The sequence below is a fragment of the uncultured Traorella sp. genome (assembly GCF_944327115.1).
Taxonomy (GTDB): domain Bacteria; phylum Bacillota_I; class Bacilli_A; order Erysipelotrichales; family Erysipelotrichaceae; genus Traorella.
This window is the reverse complement of the sequence record NZ_CALVGS010000054.1, coordinates 17,085-36,593: the sequence shown is the minus strand read 5'-3', so window position 1 is coordinate 36,593 and position 19,509 is coordinate 17,085. Positions and strand designations below refer to the sequence as shown.

Sequence of the window (19,509 nt, the reverse complement as noted above, 5' to 3'; positions counted from 1 at the left end):
ATTATGAGAAAAAAGAAAAATATCTTTATGATCGTATTTACCCTTTTATTGCTTGTTATGAGCTCAAGCTTTGTTTTTTTGTCAGGAAAGGCCCATACAAGCGTAAAAGAAAATATACAGGTTCATCCGGTGCTGGAAAGAGAAATGAAGCTGTTTGTGCTTTCGATCGTACAAGAGGTCGATGATAGCTATCAATTGCTTTCCTTTGATGAAAGCGTCAGCGATGAAGACAAAAAACAGATCGGGGAAATGATGGATCAGATCATCAATGATATCCGGTATAAATTTGATGATGATGCGGATTTTGTCTATCAGGTCACACAGACAATGACCAAAACACAGCTTTCCAATCATTATGAGCGCATTCATGAAAACGATGATATCAATGATTATTATTTTTATGATCTTTTACGATTTGATGGAGATGGGAAGATCATCAATGAAGGAGATCTTCATATTGAAGAAGCGAGTGATTTCAATCTGTTTGATCTGATCATACCTTATTATGATGATTATCAGAATACCGCTTATTTCATGGGCAATGAATTTCCTTCTTTAGAAGGGGTATCGATCAATATGCCAAAAAATATTGAGATCACGATGATCGTACCCTCAAGTTTGACATCTTTCGGCTATGTTACCTATATGCTGGATAATTGGGAAAATAATAACGGTTTTGCGGTCATATCACTGCTTCTTTTCTCAGCGGTATTGATCTTATTTTTCCTGATCTATCCGATATCCATCGTTGAGCAGGCACCTGTTTTCAGAAGCATCATCAAACAGAAGGGTGAAATCATGTTTTCTATTCTTTGCATTCTGATCAGCATCGGATGTACCGCCTGTCTTTTTATCAGCTATTATTCTCTGAATGATTCTTTTGGACGTCTTTTAAATATCTATCAGATCGCATATCCTCAATATATCGTACCTTTTGTCAATGGTTTGATATGGTTCATCACTCTATTTATGATCTCATTGGGGTTATATTATATCAAATATATGTTTGCCCATGGTTTTGGACGGTATGTAAGAGAAGATACGTTTATCGGGGCATTCTGTAAATGGATCAAAAGGAAAATGAATCAGCTTGCGGAAGTGGACCTCAGTCAGCCTGTAAATCGGCCATTGATGCAGTTTATGCTGATCCAGCTTGTCATTATCTTATTGCTTGTCTGGGGACCTTTTGGTTATGTGTTTGCGATCCTTTATGTCTTGGGATTATTTTTCTGGCTTTTGAATAAGGTCAAGAAGATACAAAAGGATTATCAGAAGCTGTTAAAGGCTGCCGAAGAATTAAGCAAAGGAAATTTTGATCAGGAAATGAGCGGGGATGTTGGTGTCTTTAATGCATTGAATGAGGAATTTGCCCATATCAAGAGCGGCTTTGAAAAAGCAGTCGAGGATGAGATCAAATCTTCCAATATGAAGACCGAGCTGATCAGCAATGTATCCCATGATCTGAAAACTCCTCTGACCTGCATCAAAAACTATATCGTATTGCTTCAGGATGAATCCATCAGCGATGAAACACGTCAGGAATATCTAAAAAATCTGGCTTATTATTCCAGCCGTCTGACGACATTGATCGAAGATCTCTTTGAGGTCAGCAAGGTCAACAGCGGCAATGTTCAGCTGGATTGCGTTGATTTGAATATCGTTGCTTTGATCGAGCAGATATGTGCGGAAAGCGAAGAGATGCTGCAGTCGAAAAATTTGAAGGTCATCAGTCATTATGATAAAAATGAAATCATGCTGTATCTGGATGGAGGCAAGACATGCCGCATCTTTGAAAATCTATTTACGAATATCGGTAAATATGCCATGCCGGAGAGCCGTGTCTATATCGATGTAAGGGATGAAAATGATGCGGTAAGAATTGAATTGAAAAATATGAGCGAAGCGGAGATGAATTTCACACCGGAAGAGATCGTTGAACGCTTTGTACGTGGTGATAAATCAAGACATGAAAGCGGCAGCGGTCTTGGATTGGCTATTGCCCAAAGCTTTACGGAAATTCAAAACGGTGAATTTAAGATCGAGATTGACGGTGATCTGTTTAAAGTCATCATTCGTTTTTTCAGAAAGGAAAATATTGATGAATGAGCATATGCGCTATCTTATTCTGGGAATCATATTCTCTTTGATCGGTGCCATTGCGCTCATGGAAGGAATTGATATGAACGAGATGATCATGATTGCCGGAGGGATCGTTTGTCTGGTTTATGGAATGTATTGTTTTTTTACAGGAGGAAAGTTTTCAGAATAATTAAAAAATACGGTTTTTTCCAATTTATGTATGCTATACTATAATCAGATGGAGGAACTTGTATGAAATATGAAATCAAGGGAGGACAGCTTCCGGTCGTTAGCTGTACCTTAGAAAAAAATGAAAGCATCGTAACGGAATCGGGAGGCATGTGCTGGATGGATGACTGCTTTGAGATGGAAACATCTACCCGCGGCGGAGCGATGAAAGGACTGATGCGTGCCTTTAGCGGTGAATCTATTTTTATGACTGCTTACACCTGTACTAAGGATGGGGGAAACATTGCCTTCGGTTCTTCATTTCCGGGTAGGATCATGCCTGTGAAACTGGATGGAAGCAAGTCGATCATTGCCCAGAAGACAGCGTTTCTAGCGAGCGAAGAGGGAGTTGAGCTCAACATTCATTTTCGTAAGAAATTAGGAACCGGCTTTTTTGGCGGTGAAGGCTTTATCTTGCAGCGGCTCAGTGGCCAGGGAGTAGCTTTTCTGGAAATTGACGGGGATCTGGTAGAAAGAGATCTTGCCGCAGGAGAGAAAATCAAGGTAGATCAGGGATATGTGGCTTTTTTCGAAGAAACGGTGAAGTTTGATATTGATACTGTCAAAGGAATGAAAAATAAACTGTTTTCAGGTGAAGGTTTCTTTGTCGCAACCTTGGAAGGACCGGGAAAGGTCTGGCTGCAGACCATGCCATTTAGCGTGTTGGCAGATCGGATCATTGCCTTAGTTCCTAAAAAATAGACCATCTTCTTCTAAGAAGATGGCTTTCTTTATTGAAACTTTTCTTAAAAGTTGTATAATAGCAAAAAGGTGAGAATATGTTAAGTAAGTTTATATTGAAAAAAGCAAATGTGCAAGGAAAGGCAACGGCCCAGCAGCGTGAGCAGGTAGGACGGATGACCAGTTATGTAGGAATTATATTGAATATTTCTTTATCTTTGATGAAGATGATCTCCGGCATTGTCTTTCATTCTGTTTCCATTCTGGCAGATGGTGTCAACAACCTTTCTGATGCGGGCAATTCACTGATTCTTCTGATCAGCTTCAAGCTGAGCAGCAAGGAAGCAGATGCAGAGCATCCCTTCGGTCATGAAAGAATTGAATATCTGGCAAGCTGTATCGTAGCTTTATCGATCCTGCTTTTAGGTGTTGAGCTGTTCCGCTCTTCCTTAGACAAGATACTGCATCCGAGCGATATTGATTTTTCTGTTTTGCTGGTCGTTGTTTTATGTGCTTCAATTGTAGGAAAGCTTCTTTTGTATCAGTTTTATAAAAACTGTGCCAAAGGAATAGAATCAACGGTTCTTGAAGCAAGTGCTCAGGACAGCATCAATGATGTTTATTCGACCACAGCAGTATTAGCTGCGACCTTGCTGTATCGTTTCTTCAATTTGAATCTGGATGGCTACATGGGGGTCGGTGTCGCAATTTTAATTTTTATCAGTGGTATTTCCATCATGAAGGATGCCGCAAATAAGATCCTGGGAGAAGCACCGGATAAGGAATTTGTAGCTTCGATGGAAAAGAAGATCTGCAGTTATCCCGGTATTTACGGCATTCATGATCTCATGGTCCACAGCTATGGCCCTAACCGTTGCTTTGTCAGCGCTCATGCGGAGGTTGACAGTAAGGTCGATATTCTCGTATCCCATGATCTGATCGATCGAATTGAAAAGGATTTTTTAGAAGAAGGTATCCATCTGGTCATTCATCTGGATCCGATCGTTTTAGATAATCCGTTGATCAATCAGCTTAAGGAAGAGGTATCTGCCTGTGTCCGGGAGCTTTCGGATGATCTGAAGATCCACGATTTCCGGGCGGTTTTGGGAAAGACCCATTCAAATTTGATTTTCGATTGTGTGATTCCTTATTCATGTCCTGTCAAAAAAGAGGAAATTGAAAAGCATCTTCAAGAGATGCTTTCGAAAAAGAAAGAAAAGTATTATTGTGTCATTACTTTTGAACGTCCTTACAACGGATAATTGAGAGGAAGATATTCTTCGTGAATCTTTACATAAGTCAAATGATGAATTTCATAACGAAATTCATTTTTATTTGCACTTGCATAAACAGCATAGATCTCTGAAAGCGAATAAGAATGTGAAACAGACAAGACGGTCTGTATCAATGTAGGAAGGCCGGCTTCTTTCAATGCAAGCAAGTCATCCTTAGAGTAGCTGTCTTTCAGATCGACATATTCTTGAATATTGAGGTCATATGCCTGATTTAATGTGGCAATCAGACAGTCGCTTTGATCTGTGAAATCAACCTGTCCCAGCAAATAGCTTTGGTCAGCGATACAAGCGACAGGAAGTTTCATATTTTCCTCTAATACAAGAATCTGAATAGGATCAACAGCGGTATCAATGACATAATACTGTGAGGTTGGTGTATTGTATATTACACTTTGAACACTCGAAGAAGAGAAAAGCATCAGCATCAACAGATATTTCATAAGTTCACCCCTGTTATTCTAGCCCTTTTGTTTTTCTTTATACCATATAAGAAGCAAGACACAAAAAATAGGGGCATAGAAAAAACCGATCCATCCGAAAAGATAGGAACAGATAAACATCATGGTGAGATGAAGCAGCAAAGGAATATCGAGCTGCTTCGAAAGAATTTTCGGTTCGATGAAAAAACGAAGTCCCGTAATGATAAGATAAAGCATCAAGAGAGAAAAAGCCTTATTGCTTTGAATAAGAAAGAGATAGATCGTATAGGGAAGCAGGATGAAGCCGATACCGATAAGGGGCATTGAATCAAATGCTGCAGCCAGCAATGATAAAAAAAGGGCATGGTCGATCTGTAAGATCGACAGTCCTAAAAAACAAAGACTGCCTGTGATCAAAAATAATTTGAAAGAAGAGATCAGCATGGAAAAGAAGGTCTGAAATAAGATGGTCTGAAGTGCCTGTGCCTGATGAAAAAGCAAAGGTGACAGGGTAAGAAGAATACGTCCGAGGGCATGGATGTCCAAAAGAAAAAGAAAGGTAAGAAGCATTGTCATAAAAAGAAAGGAAAGGATCTTTGGCAGCAAAATCAAAAAAGAAGAAACCAGCGGTAATATTTTTTGAAGCAAAGCGATCATTGGTTCATGAAGGAGCTGTAAAAGAAAATGATCATTATTCATGTAAGCAAGCAGTGCTTCGATAAAAGCAGGTAAATCAAAATAAACCTGCTTGATTTGCATATAAAAGAAAATGATCACAAAAAAGAGGGCCGAAAAAATAAAGAGCAGCAGAAGAAAATAAACGATGAAAGAGGAGCCTTTAAAACGGGAAATCAGCTTTGCAAGCATAAAGCCGCAGATAAAAGGCGCTAAAACGAAAAAACAGTATTTAAAAAAAAGATAGATGGATAAGAAAATGATGATCCATCTTAATTTAGTACGATCCATGTTTCATTGTATGCCTGAAAAACAAGAAAATGATTGCAGTTAATTATTAGAAAACTGCTTTTTCCAATAAAAAAAGGCACCTGAAGTGCCTTATACGATTCCTTGAGCCTGCATGGCTTTCGCAACTTTTTCAAATCCGGCGATATTTGCACCAACTACAAAGTTATCTTCTGCACCGTATTCCTTAGCTGTCTTAGAAACCGTTTCATAGATATTTTCCATGATTCCTTTTAATTTGCTGTCAACTTCCTCAAATGTCCAGCTTAAACGCTGTGAGTTCTGTGACATTTCAAGTCCGCTGCAGGCAACTCCGCCGGCATTGCTGGCTTTTCCAGGAGCATAGAGTACATGATTTTGTTGGAGAACGTGAATTGCTTCAGGCGTTGTCGGCATATTTGCTCCTTCTGCAACGGCAATACATCCGTTTGCCACTAATGTTTTGGCGCTGTTCTCATCTAATTCATTTTGAGTGGCACATGGCAGGGCGATATCGCAAGGGATCGTCCAGATACCACTGCTGCCTTCATGATATTCAGCGTTTTTATGCGTTTCGCAGTATTCTTTGATACGTCCGCGTCTGACTTCCTTGATTTCTTTGACAAGATCAAGATCCACCCCATCAGCATCATAGATATAACCGTTTGAATCAGAAAGTGCTACGACCTTGGCATGTAACTGCATCGCCTTTTCAGCAGCATAGATGGCCACATTACCGCTGCCGCTGATGACCACTCTCTTGCCTTCAAACGTGTTCCCGTGATCCTTCAGCATCGCTTCTGTAAAGTAACAAAGACCATAGCCGGTAGCTTCCGTACGTGTCAAAGAACCGCCCCACGTAAGGCCTTTGCCCGTCAATACACCTGTAAACTGATTGGCAATCTTTTTATATTGTCCAAACAGATAACCCACTTCACGTCCGCCGACACCGATATCACCGGCAGGAACATCGGTATCTGCACCGATATGACGATATAATTCATTCATGAAGCTTTGACAGAAACGCATGACCTCACCGTCGCTCTTGCCTTTCGGGTCAAAGTCACTGCCGCCTTTTCCACCACCCAATGGCAGTGTCGTCAGCGAATTCTTGAACACCTGTTCAAATCCTAAGAATTTGATGATGCTTAAGTTAACGGAAGGGTGAAAACGAAGACCACCCTTATAAGGTCCTAATGCGGAATTAAACTGTACACGATAACCGCGGTTGACCTGTACGTTTCCATCATCATCTACCCAGGGAACACGGAACATGATCACTCTTTCAGGTTCCACGATCCTCTCCAAAAGGTTATCTTTTAAGTATTCCGGATGCTTGCTTTCAACAAGCTTTAATGAATCCAGCACTTCATCCACGGCCTGAAGAAATTCAGGTTCATGAGGATTGCGCTTTAATAGTTTTTCTTTTACTGCATCAAATTGGTTCATAAAATGATTTCTCCTTTATAAATATATTATAGCCTTATTTCCAATATTTGAAAACAAGTTTAAAAAAATTTCATAAATTTTTCACAGATTTACATCCATGAATCAATCAGAAGCATCTGGGATACCGGAATGCATGTATTGATGAGAGTTATTCATCTGCCCTTAGAAAGAGAGGTGCTGTTGTTTAAAAAGAAAGCTTTACCTTTGATTGCTTTGAACTTTGAACATTCACATCTCATAGAATCGCCTCAATTTGATTATAAGATAAGATATTGACTTCAATTATGATTTTCGTTTTAATATAGAGGGTGAGCTGAATGACAAATATATATGATGATGATTCTTTTTTTAAAGAATATGCAAATATGGAAAGAAGTCAGGGACTTGAAAAAGCAGGTGAGTGGTATCAGCTGAAAAATTTATTTCCCGATGTAAAGGACAAAAATGTCTTGGATCTTGGCTGCGGTTATGGATGGCATTGCAAAGAAGCTGTCAAACGGGGTGCTTTGCATGTGTTAGGAATCGATATGAGCACAAAAATGATTCATGAAGCTGAAGTGAGAAATGCCGATGAAAAAATTACGTATCGTATCTGCGGTATCGAGGAATACGAATATCCACTAAATACGTATGATCTTGTGATTTCAAATCTGGCCTTGCATTATATAGAAGATATCCAGGCTGTTTACCGGCATGTCTATCAGACATTAAAAGAATCGGGAATCTTTCTTTTCAATATCGAACATCCTGTTTTTACTTCCGGTGTCCGTGAAGAGTGGGTCTGTAATGATCAGGGAAAACCCCTTTATTGGCCGATCGATAACTATTTTTATCCGGGAAAAAGAGAAACGGTCTTTTTGGGAAAAAAGGTCATGAAATACCATCATACATTAACACAGATCTTACATGGTCTGTTGGAATGTGGCTTTGAGATCGAAGATGTGGAAGAAGCGATGCCGAGTGAAGAAGCGCGTGTATGGATGCGTGATGAGATGCGTCGGCCGATGATGCTGATGGTGAAAGCAAAAAAGAGAGAAACTGTTGACAAAAGGCTTTAAATAGGGTATGATAACCCCGTTGAAGAAATGTGGAAAGAAGAAGCACCCCTTCTCACCCGACAGATAGTGTCTGTGGGTCAATGCGACATTGTACAAAAAGTGTTAAAGTACAGAGCATGGGTGCGGTTTGTGCCCATTTTTTCTTTTAAAAACAGGAGGTGTCGATTATTAACAAAAAAGTGATTCCAAATAATGTCAATGACGATTTGGTAAATGAAAAAATTCGTTTTAGAGAGGTTCTTGTGATAGGTCCAACGGGACAACAGCTGGGAATCAAATCTCGTCAGGAGGCATTAGAGATTGCGTATAGTCAGGATCTAGACTTATTGTGTGTTTCGCCGAATTCAAATCCGCCGGTATGCAAGATTTTGAATTACGGTCGCTATCATTTTGAACAGCAGAAAAAATCAAAGGAAGCTAAAAAGAAACAGCATGTTACAGAGGTAAAGCCATTACGCTTATCTCCTGTAATTGATACTCATGATTTTGAAACTAAATTACGTCAGGCACGTAAATGGGCAACAGATGGGATGAAGGTCAAGATCGATATGCGTTTTCGTGGACGCTTGATTACTCGTGTTGAGGTTGGCCGCAAGATCATGAATGAGTTTGTGGAAGCCATGAGCGATGTGGCCAATGTGGAAAAGAAGCCAAACCTTGAAGGCAATACGATGTCTTGTGTATTGGCACCAAAAAAGACTGGTAAATAGGAGGAAAAGATTATGCCAAAAATGAAAACACACAGTGGACTTGCAAAACGTGTGAAAAGAACTGGTTCAGGAAAATTAAAGAGAAGTCATGCTTATACTTCTCACCGTTTCCATGGGAAAACTAAAAAACAAAGACGTCAATTAGCAAAATCAGGACTGGTAAGCAGTTCAGATTACAAGAGAATCAAATTGATGTTACAGAAATAGGAGGATGAGTCATGGCTAGAGTAAAAGGCGGAACTGTTGCACGCAACAGAAGAAAGAAAGTATTAAAATTAGCTAAAGGATATTTTGGTTCCAAGCATTTGCTTTACAGAACTGCAAATGAGCAGGTAATGCGTTCATTGCGTTATGCTTATAGAGATAGAAAACAGTTAAAGCGTGAAATGCGTAAACTGTGGATCGCTCGTATCAATGCAGCTGCAAGAATGAATGGTTTAAGCTATTCCAAGCTGATGCATGGATTGAATCTTGCAAATATCACGATCAACAGAAAGATGCTTTCTGAAATTGCTATTCACGATGAAAAGGGATTTACTGCCATCTGTGATAAGGCAAAGAAAGCATTGGAAAAATAAAACGATAAAAGCTGTAAAACGTCTGATGAACATTGGATGGCTTACAGCCTTTTTTTATAAAGTCAGAAAACAGCTCTTTAGCTGATGTGGTAAAACAGATCTCAACATATTGATCGTAGATAAGAATGAAAAAATGAAATTTACTATTGACAAATGAATGAAACAAGTTTAGGATAGTAGACAAATAAAACCGATAGAGGTAGCGGTGCAGATGAGTAACTCATGGAGTCGGCGGACTGTGAAGTGAGCGAAAGGCAATCATCGCCGAAAGAGCTGTTTGGCGAAGCAGTATCTTGGGGTCTTAGGGAATACCTATGACACTCCTACTGATGTAGAGGAGCTATTATATTGAGATGACAAAAGTCGTGCTTTATAATAGCACGGCTTTATTTTTATATGGAAGAGAGGAAATATGATGAGAAGATTAATGGCTAGTTTATGTGCAGCATCTTTGATTCTGGCAGGATGCTCAGGAAACACAGATGAAGATTCCACATCAGGAAGAGAAACCTTGCGTGTTGGAATGGAATGTAACTATGCACCGTTTAATTGGACGGATGCAGAAGCAAATGAAACAAATGTTCCGTTAAGCTCAGGCGGTTATTGTGATGGTTATGATGTGGCTATTGCGAAAAGAATTGCCGATAGCTTGGGCATGGATCTGGAGATTGTGAAAATGGAATGGGATTCTTTAACGACAAGCATTAATTCCGGTATCATCGATCTGATCATTGCCGGTATGACAGACACACCTGAGCGACGTGAATCGATTGATTTTACGGATCCGTATTATGAATCAGATATGACGATCATCGTCCGTTCGGATTCACCTTATGCCAATGCGACTTCATTGGAGGATTTTTCAGGGGCAACGATTGCCGGACAGATGGGGACGCTTTATGATACTGTCATCGATCAGATACCAAATGTAAATCATGCGACGGCCATGGAAAATTATCCGCTGCTCGTACAGGCTCTGTTAAGCGGTGTCGTGGATGGTGTGACGGCTGAAACACCTGTTGGACAGGGAAATGTTGCGGCAAATGGTGATGCGCTGACACTGGTTGAATTTGAAAGCGGCAAGGGCTTTGATGTCGATCTGACGGATACTTCGGTATCGATCGGGATCAAGAAGAACAGTGAGCTGTTTGATGATGTGCAAAAGGCATTAGCTTCCATTACACAGGAAGAGCGTGATCAGATGATGAAGGATGCGGCTAGCAGACAGCCTGCAAATGAAGAATAAGTATGGTTGATTTTATTTCGACAATGATAGACCTTGTCACAAAATATCAAAGTCTTTTGTGGATGGGTATCTATCGGACATTGATACTTGGTATCGTAGGTACCGTCGTTGGACTTATCATCGGTTTGATCGTGGGTGCCTTACGAGTGATCTGTGTGAAGCATGAACCTTCTGAAAGCAGTGTCGTTCGTGTCATCAAATGGATCGTTAATGCAATCATGAATATCTATATTACGATATTCCGAGGAACACCGATGATGGTACAAGCCATGATCATCTATTTCGGTGTCTTTGATATGGGATTGCAATGGGATCCTTTTGTTGCCGGATTGGTCGTAATTTCGATCAATACAGGTGCTTATATGGCAGAAATCATCCGTGCCGGCATTCAATCGATCGACGCCGGTCAGGAAGAAGCGGCCAGAAGCATCGGTATGAGCGGTATGCAGGCCATGCGTTATGTCGTACTTCCACAGGCAATACGTAATTCATTCCCTTCAATCGGAAATGAGCTGATCGTAAATATCAAGGATTGCTGTACCCTGAGTACGATCATGATCACGGAGCTTTTCTATCAGGCAAGAACGATTGCCGGTTCTACTTATAAAACGGTTCCGGCCTATATGATTGCGGCAATCATCTATCTGATATTGACAAGCCTGGCTTCCTTTATCATGAAGAAGCTTGAAAAGCGTATCAATCACACGGAATCAAATTATTTTTCAAGCTCGACGGTCGTAGAAAACATGGAGAATCGATAAGATGGAAAAAGTCATTGAAATCAGACATCTGGCAAAAAGTTTTGGTGAGCTGGAAGTTTTAAAAGATATTAATTTTACGGTTCATAAAGGAGAGGTGGTCAGCGTTATCGGCAGCAGCGGTTCAGGCAAGAGTACGATGCTGCGCTGTATCAATCTTTTGGAAATGCCGGATAGCGGAGAAATATTTATCAATGGAAAAAATGTGCTGGAAGGGGACATCAACCAGCATCGCAGGGAAGTGGGCATGGTCTTCCAGTCCTTCAATCTTTTCAATAACATGTCGGTGATTGACAACTGTCTGATCGCTCAGACGAAGGTCTTGAAAAGAAATAAAGCGGAGGCCTTGAAGATTGCTCATCAGAATCTAAAAAAAGTTGGCATGGATGCCTTTGCCGATAAGCCTTCGACGCAGCTTTCAGGGGGCCAGAAGCAGCGTGTGGCCATTGCCAGGGCACTGTGCATGGATTGTGAGGTCATGCTTTTTGATGAACCGACAAGTGCTTTGGATCCGGTGACTGTCGGTGAGGTATTGGATGTCATGAAAAAGCTGGCAGAGGAAGGCATGACCATGGTCGTCGTGACCCATGAAATGGCCTTTGCCAGAGATGTCAGCTCCCGTGTCGTCTTTATGGAAAAAGGTGTGATCGTTGAAGAGGGGGCACCACAGGATATTCTTGTATCACCGAAAAGCGAACAGCTGAAGAAATTTTTGGCACGTTTTACAAATCAGACAAATTAAGCATATCTTCAAGGGTATGCTTTTCTTATGTTACAATGATTTCATATTTTTTGGGAGGAAATCATATGAAATTAGAACGAAAGCATTTATGTAATTATTTAGAAGAATGTGAAAACAAACGGCTCAGCATGCATACGCTCAAGGCTTATCGCATTGATCTGAATCAATATTATGACTATATGGGCATGGAAAAGCTTGAAGATGATAAAGCAGGTCTTGTCAGCTATATACGCTTTCTGAATGAACGATATGAAGCCAAAACGGTGAAACGGAAACTGGCTTCTTTGCATGCATATTTTTGTTATGGTGAATATGAGGATCTGATCGATATCAATCCGCTTCGTAAGATCCGTTACCGTATTAAAGAAGAAAAAAGCCTTCCTAAAACGATTGCGACCGACCATTTGAAACAGCTGTTTGCATCCATGTCATACAGCGGTAAAGAGCGTGATATCGCAATATTAGATATCCTGATATCGACGGGCATACGGGTATCGGAGCTGTGTTCCTTGAAAAAAGAAGATGTGGATCTGCATGAAGGCATGATCCGGGTCCATGGCAAAGGTAAAAAGGAACGGGTGATCTATTTGGGAGAAAAGGTCGTACATTCATTAAAAAATTATGAGAAAATACAAAAAAAGAGCGAATATTACTTCACCAATAAATATGATCAGAAAATGTCGGAGCAAAGCATTCGCAATCTTATTCATAAGGCAGGCGATCATGCGCAGATCAGCACGCCGATGACACCTCATATGTTTCGTCATACTTTTGCTTCCTTATTGCTTCAAGAAGAGGTAGATATTCGCAATATCCAATATATCTTGGGTCACAGCTCGATCACGACGACCCAAATCTATACCCATATCAGCAATAATCAGCAAAAAAAGATCCTGATAGATAAAAATCCCCGTAATTTGATCTAACGCAGAAAAAAGATGATGGCGATCATATGTGAAATAGCGCCTGCATTGATAAAGAAATGCCAGATCATATGATAATATTTTTTATTATATTGTTTTTTATAGAAAAGCGTTCCGATTGAATAGAAAATACCGCCTAAAACAATGAGCGCCAAAAAGATCGCACTGGCTTTTCTTAATAGAAGCGGAATAAACAAAACAGCGATCCAGCCCATGATCAGATAAATCGTGACGCTGATCTTTGGATAAGAACGACGGGCAATGGATTTATAAAGGACACCGGCCAAGACCATGGCCCATTGAAGGATCAAAATCAATAATCCCTGCCAGCCTTCGATGATGCATAATGCAATCGGCGTATAGCTTCCGGCAATGGCGACATAGATGAAACAGTGGTCAAGGATCCGAAAGATCGTTTTCTGGGGTGTTTCATATTTCATTGAGTGGTAAAGACAGGAAACTAAAAACATCATAAAAATCGATATGATAAAGATACTGGTTCCCGCTGCCTGTAAAGCACCGCCTTCCAGATATGCCTTGATGGCTGCGACAGGAAGCAGGAAAAGGCAGATGACGGCCATGACTCCATGAGTGATGGCATTTCCTACTTCTTCACCAAAACTGAGCTGGATCAGATTTTTCATAGAACCGCTGTGGTTCATTGCATCATCCGGACTGATCGTTTTTTTGTTTTCCATAAATAAAACCTCGCTTTTCAATATTATACACCAGATAGAAGATATTGTACCATACATTTACTTTATATTGTCTTAAAAAACATAAAATCTAGTATTTGATACTAGATATATACAAAACCAGAAAGCAAGGATGATCTTCTTTTGTATATGGAATGACACGGATGATGTTCTGTTGGAGAGGGTTCATGCACATCACAGATGAAATTTATAGGATGAAAAGATGAAAGTGTACTTCTTTTATGGTCGAAATATGTTATAATTTTATAGTTAAGTCAAACGGAGGGATCTATGTTTCTAAAAAGGATAGAACTGCAGGGATTTAAATCATTTGCGGACAAGACGATTATTAACTTTGACAGTGAAGTGGTGGGAATCGTAGGTCCGAATGGCTGTGGTAAAAGTAATATTACAGATGCACTGAGGTGGGCATTGGGTGAACAATCGGTAAAAAGCTTGCGCGGTGAAAAAATGAGCGATGTGATCTTTAATGGGACAGATACGCGCAAACCGGTCAATGTAGCCGAGGTGACGCTGGTTTTGGATAATTCGAAGCATTATCTTCATGTAGATTATGAAGAGGTGGAAATTACGCGTCGTCTGCATCGCAATACGGGTGAAGGTGAGTATTTCATCAATAAAACACCTTGCCGTTTAAAGGATGTGAGAGATCTGATTGCGGATACGGGATTAGGAAGGGATTCACTGAGCATCATATCTCAAGGAACGGTTTCTAATTTTGTGGAAAGCAAACCGGAGGACCGCCGGGGTCTTTTTGAAGAGGCGGCGGGCGTTTCGAAGTATAAGAAAAGAAAGAATGAGTCTTTAGGAAAACTGAATCGTACCCAGGAAAATCTGGATCGTCTGGAAGATATTTTGCTGGAGCTGGAAAGACAGGTCAATCCATTGAAACGGCAGGCCAAGAAGGCAGCTTTATATCTGGAGAAGAAAAAAGAGCTGGAGACGATCGAAATCAGTGTTTTGGTGGATGAGATCGAAACGCTGACACAGAAGATCGAGGAATTGAAGAAGCAGGCCTTTGAACTGGAATCAAGAAAAGCGATCCATGAAACGACGATCGGTGTGGGCGAAGCCAGGAATCTTGATCTGAAAAAAGAAATGAGCCAGCTGGATCAGGAGATCAACAAGCTGCAGGAAAGCTTTGTCAGTGTGATGAATGAGATCCAGCGGCTTGAGGCCAGCAAGACCGAAATTGATGAGAAGCGGAAATATGCCCTTCAGACAGCGACCAATGAGGATAAGCTGAAAGAAATCAAAGCGATGCTGGAAGAAGTGACGTATGAGTATGAGGATCGTCAGAAGCGTGTCAATGAATTGAAAGTAAATTTTGCGGCCAAGCAGGAACAGGATCGCGGCCTGCTGGAACAGTTGAATAAGTACCGGGATAAGTTTCAGGAACAGAGTGCGTATCTAAACAGGTTGAAAAACCGTTCTTCGGTATTGGAAAATCTTGTTTCTTCGCCGTTTAATCATCAGCAGGGCGTACAGACGATCATGAGTGCCAAGGATTCCTTCATGGGCATCCTGGGTGTGGTTTCTTTAGTTTTGAAGCCCCATGATTCTTATGAACAGGCCATCAGCAGTGCGATTGCAGGAGCGATGTATCATATCGTTTGTGAGGATGAAATGAGTGCCCGTCATGCGATTACTTATCTTAAGAAAAATCAGTCGGGAAGAGCGACGTTTCTGCCGTTGAGCGTATGTCGTGAAAGGGTGCTCAATAAGGAGCATCAGATCATTTGTGAGAATATGAGTGGTTATTTAGGGGTTGCCAGTGAATTTGTGGACTGTGATCCGATCTATGAGATCTTAAACAGCTATTTATTGGGCAATGTGCTGGTATGTGACACGCTGGCCAATGCCAATGAGCTGGCGAAAGCCTTGCGCTATAAATATAAGATCGTTACGATGGATGGCGAAACGGTCAATCGTGACGGTTCGATGAGCGGCGGACGTTCGAGAAGCCAGTCATCACCGATGACGCTGAAAAAAGAATTGCATGATGTGAAAGAAAAGATAGAAAAGCAGCAGCATGAAGTCAGCGAGCTTGATTCCAAGATCACTTCTTTAAATTCAAAACGAGAAGCCATCTCCGGTGAGATCGTGCAGCTTCAGATCGACCTGGCGACCCTGACTCCGGTCGTTGACGCCAAAAAATCAAAGATGGATTCCTTACGTGTCCAGTATGAAGAATTGGCACCAAAGGGTGATACGATCGAGGTATCCCATGAGGATACGCTGATATCACAGCTGTCAGAAGCTTATAAGAAGCGTGATGAAATCACTTCACAGATCAAGATCAAGCGTGAAAGAAGGATGAAGGCCGGCAATGAGTCGGAAAGGATCGATATGCAGATCCGTCAAATCCGGCGGGAAAGCAATGTGATCAATACACAGCAGAAAGATGTGGAGGTTGAAAAGGCAAAAGCGGAGGCCAATCTGGAAAATGCCTTGCATCGATTGAGTACGCATTATGAGATGACCTATGAGTTTGCGAGAACGCAAAAGATCGACCAGGATACGTCAGAAGCGAAAAAGCGGGTGTTGGAGCTCAGAAATGAAATTGCGGCTTTAGGCAATATCAATCTTGAAGCACCGAGCCAATATGAAGAGGTTTCATCGCGTTATGAATTTTTGACACGTCAGAAGGAAGATCTTGTGAATGCGAAAAATAAGATCTTAGAAGCGATCGATGAGATGGATGAGATCATGATCAAGCAGTTTAAGGAAAGCTTTGATGCGATCAATGCCCAGCTCAATGATGAATTTAAGAAGCTGTTTGGCGGAGGAAGAGCTTCCTTGAAGCTGGTGGATCCGAATGATATCCTGAATACCGGTATCGATATCGATGTGCAGCCACCGGGCAAGAATATTCAGAATCTGACGCTTTTGAGCGGTGGTGAAAAGAGCCTGGTTGCCATTTGTGTGCTCTTTTCGATCCTTAGAGCCTGCGTGATGCCGCTTTGTGTCTTTGATGAGGTTGAGGCAGCATTGGATACGGCAAATGTAGAGCGTTTTGCGAAGTATATCTCTCAATTTAAAGAGGGCTCACAGTTTATCGTCGTAACGCATCGTCCGGGTACGATGGAGCAATGTGATGCTTTATATGGGGTGACGATGAAGCAGAAGGGTGTCAGCTCCTTGCTGCGTGTTCAATTGAGCGAAGCTTTGGATTATATCGATGAAAAGGGAGGTCAATAATGGGATTTCTTTCAAAATTAAAAAATTCTTTTTCTTCAAAAAAGGATCATGACCGTTATTTAAGCGGTCTTGAGAAAAGCAGGAACAGCTTTTCGGAAAAGATCCGCAGGCTGTCCTTAAATTTTGCGGGCGTCAATGAAGAGTTTTTAGAGGAGCTGATGATGGTTCTTTTGGAGGCGGATCTGGGGATCCATACAGCCCAGAAAGTTGTTGATGAGGTTGAAAACAGGGCCTTGGATCAAAAATTGAAGAGCGCGGATCAGATCGAGGAATGTCTGATCGAGGTATTGAGCGATCTTTATACGCAGGAGGACGAGAAGCCGTTTAATGAAAATAAAGAGGGCGTAACGGTCATCATGATGGTCGGTGTGAACGGCAGCGGTAAGACGACAACGGCCGCCAAGCTGGCCAACTATTTTATGGCTCAGGATAAAAGCGTCTGTCTTGCTGCAGCGGATACCTTCCGTGCCGGAGCGGTCGATCAGCTGGCCCAATGGGCCGAGATGTTAAATATTCCATGTGTCAAAGGCAGGGAAAATGCAGATCCTAGCAGTGTGCTTGTTGATGGCTGCCGCTATGCCAAAGAGCATCAGATGGATATTTTGATCTGTGATACGGCCGGAAGGCTTCAGAATAAGGTGAATCTGATGAATGAGCTGGCAAAGATGCGGCGGGTGGTCGGCAAGGAAATCGAAGGGGCACCTCATGAAACGTGGCTCGTGCTGGATGCGACTACCGGACAGAACGGCTTATCACAGGCCGAAATATTTAATGAAGCGGCAGATCTGAGCGGTGTCGTGCTGACAAAATTAGATGGTACCGCAAAGGGCGGTATCGTCATTGCGATCAAAGACCAGCTTCATCTTGGCGTGAAATTTATCGGACTTGGCGAACAATTGGAGGATTTAAAGCCATTTGATCTCGAAAGCTATCTTTATTCGATCGGCAAGGGATTTATCGACCATGAAGAAAACTGAGGAAATGAATGAATATCTTGACTGGTATGGCATTTTATTAACGCAGAAGCAGCAGGATATCTGCGATCTCTATTTTAAAGAGGATCTTTCTTTATCAGAGATTTCTGAAAATTATGAAATCAGTCGGGCAGCGGTACTGGATACAATCAAAAGAAGTGAGAAAATGCTGATCGAATATGAAAAAAAGATGCATTTAATTGAGAAATATCATTCAAGAAAGCAAATTTATGATAAAATAAGAAAGCTGAATATCAAAGAAGTCAATCAGTATTTAGAAAAAATTGAAGATTTAGATTAGTAGGAGGATGACATGACAAAAATTATTTCAGTGAATGCAGGAAGCTCAAGCTTAAAGTTTCAGCTCTTCGACATGCCTTCAGAAACAGTTCTGACAAGCGGCAATGCCGAGAGGATCGGATTAGAAGAAGGTATCTTTACGATCAAGGTCAATGGGGAAAAGCATGTGCAGAATCTTCCGATTCCGGATCATGCGGTTGCAGTTGATCTGCTTTTAAAGGCTCTTGTGGATTACAAGGTCGTAGAAAGTCTGGATGAGATCAAGGGTGCAGGACATCGTATCGTCCAGGGCGGTGATTATTTTAAGGGAAGTGCTTTGGTTGATGAGGATGTTGTCAATAAGGTTGAAGAACTGGCACCTTTGGCACCGCTTCACAATCCGGCTCATTTGATCGGATATCGTGCGTTTAAGGCAGCATTGCCACAAATCTCTCACGTCTTTGTGTTTGATACGGCTTTCCATCAGACGATGAAGCCGGAAAGCTTCTTATATCCACTGCCATATGAATGGTACACGGATTACAAGGTAAGAAAATACGGAGCGCATGGAACGAGCCACCAGTATATTTCGCAGCGTACTGCCGAGCTGATGGGCAAGGATATCAAAGATACGAAGATCATTACCTGCCATTTAGGAAATGGTGCGTCGATCAGTGCTGTTGATGGTGGTGTCTGCGTGAATACTTCCATGGGTCTTACACCACTTGGAGGTATCATGATGGGTACACGCTGTGGTGATATCGACCCGGCCGTAGGTGTTTATATGGCACGTCAGGCAGGCATGACGCCGGATGAGCTGGATACGGCTTTCAATAAGAAATCGGGTATGTTAGGTATCAGCGGTATTTCCAGTGATGCCCGCGATATTGAAAAGGCATATCATGAAGGAAATGAAAGAGCGATTTTGACACTGAAGCTGTATGTAAACCGTGTCATCAATGTGATCGGTGGTTATGTGATGCAGTTAGGACATGTGGATGCGATTTCCTTTACGGCCGGTTTAGGTGAAAATGATTCCCATCTCAGAGGTTTGATCTTAGATGCTCTGAAGGAAGGACTTGGCTTAAGCATCAATTCCGAGCTGAATGATCAGATTCATGGCAAAGAAGCAAAGATCAGCAACGATGACAGCAAGGTTGACGTTTATGTCGTTCCGACAAACGAAGAGCTTGTGATTGCAAGAGATACATACCGTATCTTAGGATTTTAA

At 41.5% G+C, this 19,509-nt stretch carries 20 protein-coding genes and 1 riboswitch; of the genes, 16 read left to right on the top strand and 4 right to left on the bottom strand.

Translation table 11 applies throughout. The annotated features are described in order from the left end of the window. Nucleotides 1-3 precede the first annotated feature (3 nt). From Q0K35_RS05510 to Q0K35_RS05495, 4 genes are all read left to right on the top strand, one after another. Nucleotides 4-2,106: a sensor histidine kinase gene (locus Q0K35_RS05510; protein WP_294561672.1), complete on the top strand. Its 2,103-nt coding sequence runs from the start codon at nt 4-6 to the stop codon at nt 2,104-2,106. Continuing rightward, entirely contained in the window at nt 2,099-2,269 is a 171-nt protein-coding gene (locus Q0K35_RS05505) for a hypothetical protein (protein WP_294561671.1), read from the top strand. Before Q0K35_RS05510 ends, Q0K35_RS05505 begins: the two co-directional genes overlap by 8 nt. A gap of 62 nt (nt 2,270-2,331) precedes the next feature. Further along, complete coding sequence (locus Q0K35_RS05500; RefSeq protein ID WP_294561670.1) at nt 2,332-3,009, top strand: TIGR00266 family protein; 678 nt, start codon at nt 2,332-2,334, stop codon at nt 3,007-3,009. Between the two features lie 77 nt (nt 3,010-3,086). After that, nucleotides 3,087-4,250, top strand: a complete 1,164-nt coding sequence (locus tag Q0K35_RS05495) for a cation diffusion facilitator family transporter (protein ID WP_294561669.1) — start codon at nt 3,087-3,089, stop codon at nt 4,248-4,250. Here the strand turns inward: Q0K35_RS05495 and Q0K35_RS05490 are convergent. The 3 genes from Q0K35_RS05490 to gdhA all read right to left on the bottom strand — a co-directional run bounded on the left by Q0K35_RS05490 (nt 4,238) and on the right by gdhA (nt 7,093). Further along, nucleotides 4,238-4,723 (bottom strand): hypothetical protein, encoded by a 486-nt coding sequence (locus Q0K35_RS05490; protein WP_294561668.1) that lies wholly within the window; start codon nt 4,721-4,723, stop codon nt 4,238-4,240. The genes Q0K35_RS05495 and Q0K35_RS05490 overlap by 13 nt on opposite strands. An 18-nt stretch (nt 4,724-4,741) precedes the next feature. Beyond that, nucleotides 4,742-5,668, bottom strand: a complete 927-nt coding sequence (locus Q0K35_RS05485) for an AI-2E family transporter (RefSeq protein ID WP_294561667.1) — start codon at nt 5,666-5,668, stop codon at nt 4,742-4,744. 90 nt (nt 5,669-5,758) lie between these two features. Further along, the gene (gdhA, locus tag Q0K35_RS05480) at nt 5,759-7,093 is read right to left on the bottom strand and encodes an NADP-specific glutamate dehydrogenase (RefSeq protein WP_294561666.1); all 1,335 of its coding nucleotides are present in this window, start codon (nt 7,091-7,093) and stop codon (nt 5,759-5,761) included. Nucleotides 7,094-7,410: 317 nt separating this feature from the next. Between gdhA and Q0K35_RS05475 the strand changes: the two genes are divergently transcribed. The 8 genes from Q0K35_RS05475 (at nt 7,411) to Q0K35_RS05440 (ending at nt 13,111) form a co-directional block, all read left to right on the top strand. Then, complete coding sequence (locus tag Q0K35_RS05475) at nt 7,411-8,151, top strand: class I SAM-dependent methyltransferase (protein ID WP_294561665.1); 741 nt, start codon at nt 7,411-7,413, stop codon at nt 8,149-8,151. Between the two features lie 158 nt (nt 8,152-8,309). After that, the gene (gene infC, locus Q0K35_RS05470; protein WP_294561664.1) at nt 8,310-8,861 is read left to right on the top strand and encodes a translation initiation factor IF-3; all 552 of its coding nucleotides are present in this window, start codon (nt 8,310-8,312) and stop codon (nt 8,859-8,861) included. 12 nt (nt 8,862-8,873) lie between these two features. Continuing rightward, a complete protein-coding gene (rpmI, locus tag Q0K35_RS05465) occupies nt 8,874-9,068 on the top strand; it encodes a 50S ribosomal protein L35 (RefSeq protein ID WP_071440653.1) in 195 nt (64 codons plus the stop codon). Between the two features lie 11 nt (nt 9,069-9,079). Then, nucleotides 9,080-9,439 carry a 50S ribosomal protein L20 gene (rplT, locus tag Q0K35_RS05460; RefSeq protein ID WP_071440652.1) on the top strand — a complete coding sequence of 120 codons (360 nt, stop codon included), beginning with the start codon at nt 9,080-9,082 and terminating at the stop codon, nt 9,437-9,439. A 186-nt stretch (nt 9,440-9,625) separates the two neighbouring features. After that, a riboswitch (Lysine riboswitch) is annotated at nt 9,626-9,790 on the top strand. Nucleotides 9,791-9,851: 61 nt separating this feature from the next. Continuing rightward, complete coding sequence (locus tag Q0K35_RS05455; protein ID WP_365936211.1) at nt 9,852-10,685, top strand: transporter substrate-binding domain-containing protein; 834 nt, start codon at nt 9,852-9,854, stop codon at nt 10,683-10,685. A 2-nt stretch (nt 10,686-10,687) separates the two neighbouring features. Next, nucleotides 10,688-11,446: an amino acid ABC transporter permease gene (locus tag Q0K35_RS05450; protein ID WP_294561663.1), complete on the top strand. Its 759-nt coding sequence runs from the start codon at nt 10,688-10,690 to the stop codon at nt 11,444-11,446. 1 nt (nt 11,447) lies between these two features. Next, complete coding sequence (locus Q0K35_RS05445; protein ID WP_294561662.1) at nt 11,448-12,185, top strand: amino acid ABC transporter ATP-binding protein; 738 nt, start codon at nt 11,448-11,450, stop codon at nt 12,183-12,185. 65 nt (nt 12,186-12,250) lie between these two features. After that, nucleotides 12,251-13,111, top strand: coding sequence for a tyrosine-type recombinase/integrase (locus Q0K35_RS05440; protein WP_294561661.1), 861 nt, complete (start codon nt 12,251-12,253; stop codon nt 13,109-13,111). Here Q0K35_RS05440 and Q0K35_RS05435 read toward each other — a convergent pair. Continuing rightward, entirely contained in the window at nt 13,108-13,806 is a 699-nt protein-coding gene (locus Q0K35_RS05435; protein WP_294561660.1) for a hemolysin III family protein, read from the bottom strand. The genes Q0K35_RS05440 and Q0K35_RS05435 overlap by 4 nt on opposite strands. A 288-nt stretch (nt 13,807-14,094) precedes the next feature. Between Q0K35_RS05435 and Q0K35_RS05430 the strand changes: the two genes are divergently transcribed. The 4 genes from Q0K35_RS05430 to Q0K35_RS05415 are packed head-to-tail and all read left to right on the top strand — an operon-like array spanning nt 14,095 to nt 19,509. Beyond that, a complete protein-coding gene (locus Q0K35_RS05430; protein WP_294561659.1) occupies nt 14,095-17,025 on the top strand; it encodes a chromosome segregation protein SMC in 2,931 nt (976 codons plus the stop codon). Continuing rightward, the gene (gene ftsY, locus Q0K35_RS05425) at nt 17,025-18,002 is read left to right on the top strand and encodes a signal recognition particle-docking protein FtsY (protein WP_294561658.1); all 978 of its coding nucleotides are present in this window, start codon (nt 17,025-17,027) and stop codon (nt 18,000-18,002) included. Before Q0K35_RS05430 ends, ftsY begins: the two co-directional genes overlap by 1 nt. Beyond that, nucleotides 17,989-18,300 (top strand): YlxM family DNA-binding protein, encoded by a 312-nt coding sequence (ylxM, locus tag Q0K35_RS05420; RefSeq protein ID WP_294561657.1) that lies wholly within the window; start codon nt 17,989-17,991, stop codon nt 18,298-18,300. The genes ftsY and ylxM overlap by 14 nt, the downstream gene beginning before the upstream one ends. Nucleotides 18,301-18,312: 12 nt before the next feature. Beyond that, nucleotides 18,313-19,509 carry an acetate kinase gene (locus Q0K35_RS05415; protein ID WP_294561656.1) on the top strand — a complete coding sequence of 399 codons (1,197 nt, stop codon included), beginning with the start codon at nt 18,313-18,315 and terminating at the stop codon, nt 19,507-19,509.